The organism is Nevskiales bacterium (assembly GCA_035574475.1).
In the GTDB taxonomy this organism is placed as follows: Bacteria; Pseudomonadota; Gammaproteobacteria; order Nevskiales; family DATLYR01; genus DATLYR01.
Window position 1 is genome coordinate 1 of record DATLYR010000065.1, and the last position, 2,909, is coordinate 2,909.

At 67.4% G+C, this 2,909-nt stretch carries 2 protein-coding genes; both read right to left on the reverse strand.

The genetic code is table 11. The annotated features are described in order from the left end of the window. On the reverse strand, positions 1-2,338 hold a 2,338-nt coding region (locus VNJ47_03735), incomplete at its 3' end, for a parallel beta-helix domain-containing protein (GenBank protein HXG27943.1). Between the two features lie 228 nt (positions 2,339-2,566). Then, positions 2,567-2,909 (reverse strand): AMP-binding acetyl-CoA synthetase (locus VNJ47_03740; GenBank protein ID HXG27944.1); only part of this gene is annotated, 343 nt, incomplete at its 5' end.

The following is a 2,909-nucleotide window of genomic DNA, read 5'->3' on the forward strand; positions in this document are numbered from 1 at the left end:
TGGCCGCCCCGCCGTAGACGTGGTCTCGGTTGAGGTAGCGCGGCTTGAGCCCGATCGGCGCCGCACCGGCCTCGCGGTCGTCGCCGCCGTGACAGCTGATGCAGTTCAGCGCCGCCGGCACGTTGTAGCGCTCCGCCGTACCGGTATAGCGCGCGCGCTGGCCGTCGCCGCCCAGCACTTCGGGATCGGGATCCAGGTAGTCGTAGCTGACCGCGAATTCGCCGCCCTGCACGCGCAGCACCGCATGGTCGAGCTGGCCTTGCGCATTCTTCTGCCATACGTACGGCAGCCCGACCCAGATCGGCCCGCGCGCATTCTCGCGCTTGATCAGAAGCCGCGTCTCGATCACCTCCTCCGACAGCCGGTTGCCCTGCGCATCGTCCTTGCGGAAGGCGAAGGTCTTGGCGATCACCGTGCCCACTGGGAAGTCGAGCGTGGCAGTGACGCTGCTGCCGTGGTCCTTGTATTTCGCCCGCGTACCGGGCGGCAGGTACAGCACGCGGTACTTGACCGCGTAGTCGGAGAACAGCGCGCTGTTCAGCTCGAAGGGTACGCCGCCGCCGTTGGGCGCCGAGCGCGGGTCCCGCGGATCGCTGAACAGGCCGTACTGCTGCAGTCGCGGACAGTCGTACTTGAGCAGGGCCGCGTAGTTGACGCCGTTGTTGGCCGGCGCCACGCAGGCGGCCGCCACTTCGGCCGGGCTCGGGCGCGCGTCCTCGCTGTCCGGGTCGGGCACGAAGGGCAGGCCGAGGTCGGCGTCGGTGGCCGGGATCTTGGGCGGCACACGCCAGGCCGGCGGCGTGCAGCGGTGCGGGGTGAGGTCGTTGGACCCCGGCACGAGCAGGTCCTGCACCAGCTGCGCCGGATCGCTGGAGGTCACGTGCGCGTTGAGGAAGTCGCTGGTCAGCAGCGTCTGCGGCCGGGTGCTCTCGAAGCGGTTGTCCGCGGCGATGCAGATACCGTTGTCCGGTTGCTTGAGCCGGCCGGATGCGTCGAACTTCCACGCGTTCCACTTGCAGCCGCCGACGCTGTCCTCGCGCGTGACGTTGGGCCGGCCGCGCTCGTCGGTGCGCCCGCCCTGCTCGGCATGCGGGTATTTCGGGTTGGGCTGGGTCAGGGGCACGCCGTCGGGGTCTTTCGGGATCTCGTTGCAGCCGTTCGGTGCGTCCACGCCACCGTCCCAGACGATGTGCGCGCCGCGGCCGAGGTTCTTCAGGCGCAGGATCAGCGGCAGCAGCGAGGCCTCGCCACGGTCGGGGTTGGGCTCCTGCGGGTTACCGCCGTTGTCGCGGAACAGGTTGTTGTGGATATGCAGGCCCTCGGGATAAAAGTCGTACTTGATGTCGGGCTCGTTCGGGTTGGCCAGGCCGAAGTTGACGATGGCCAGGCCCACGGTGTCGTTGTCGTACACCTCGTTGCCGTGGATCTCGAGCTGATCGGTGGCCAGCACCAGCATGCCGGTGCCGCGCGGCACTACGCCGACGATGTTGCCGATCGGGGCAAAGTTATTGGTGTTGTTGGCATAGGACTTGTTGTTGCGCACGATGTTCTTCTGCCCGTACTGGCGCAGGCCCGGCAGGTCGAACACCAGGAAGCCGCCGGTGTTGCGGGTGGCGATGTTGTCCTCGAACACCGCGCGATAAGTGTTCTCGAACTCGAAGCCGGCCACGTTGTACTCGGCGCGCGTGCGGCGCACGATCACGTCCGAGGTCTGGCCGACGTAGATGCCGGCGTCGGAGGCGCCGACCGATTCGGAGTCCTCGATCAGCACGTAGCGGCACTCGACCGGGTACAGACCATACGCGCCGTTGTTGGCCGACGTATCGTAGGCCGGCGTGGAGGGGTTGGCATCGCTCCAGCGCGTGCGCACGTCACGCAGCGTCACGTAGTTGGAGCGGAAGATGCGGATGGCGTTGCCGGGGGTGTCCTCGACGGTGAGCCCCTGGATCACGATGCCGTCGCTGGAGGCGACGTTGATGCCTTCCGAACTGGCGCTCTCGTCGAAGCTGAGGATGGTCTTGTCCTTGCCCGCGCCCTTGATCGTGATGCCGCGCTTGCTGTGCAGGAACAGGCCGGTATTGAACGTGTAGCGGCCCTCGCAGAACTCGATGACGTCCCCCTCGCGCGCCTCGAAAAAGGCGACCAGCGTGTCGTCCTGCAGCTGGGCCGGGGTCTTGCCCGCAGCGGGGCAGATGCGGAAGGTCTGGCTGTTGCCGCTGGTTGGAGGCGGGCTGCCACCGCCCCCGCTGCCCGGAGGCGGGTTGCCGCCACCGTTCCCACCGCTGTCGTCCTCGCTGCCGCCGCCGCAGGCCGACAGCAGGCCAAGGGCCAGCGCCACAGTCAACAGGAATCGGAGGGGCCTGAATCGGGTACGGGACATCGCTTCCTCTCACTCGCCGGCATCACCGGCTGCGCAGGACCGTCCCTGGCCACCAAACCCGGGCTGGTTGTTATGCGTATCTGCCCGGACGGACCATCATGCTAATGCGAGCCCGGCGCGGGCTCCATAGTAGGTTTTCAGCAATCGGCATGCTGCGACGCAACATATCCCGGTCGGCCGCCAGGTCTATTCCCAGATCACCTTCTGACGCGCCTGCGCCCAGCGCTCGACCTGCGGCTCGTAGCGGCTCTCGATGACGTTGCGCTTGATCTTCATGGTCGGGGTGAGGAAGCCGTTCTCCATGGTCCACTGGTCCTTCACCACCACCAGGTAGTCCAGCTTCTCGTGGTCCTCGACCTGGGCGTTGACCTGGTCGAGCAAGGTCTCCAGCTCGGCCTGCAGCGCCTGCCGGTCGCCGCCGTTGGCTAGCGCCTGCTGGGCCTCGAGCGAGAGCATCACCAGGGCGAAGGGCTGTGGCTGGCCGGCGCCGGCCACGCACACCACCTCGATCTTGGGATGGTTGAGGCGG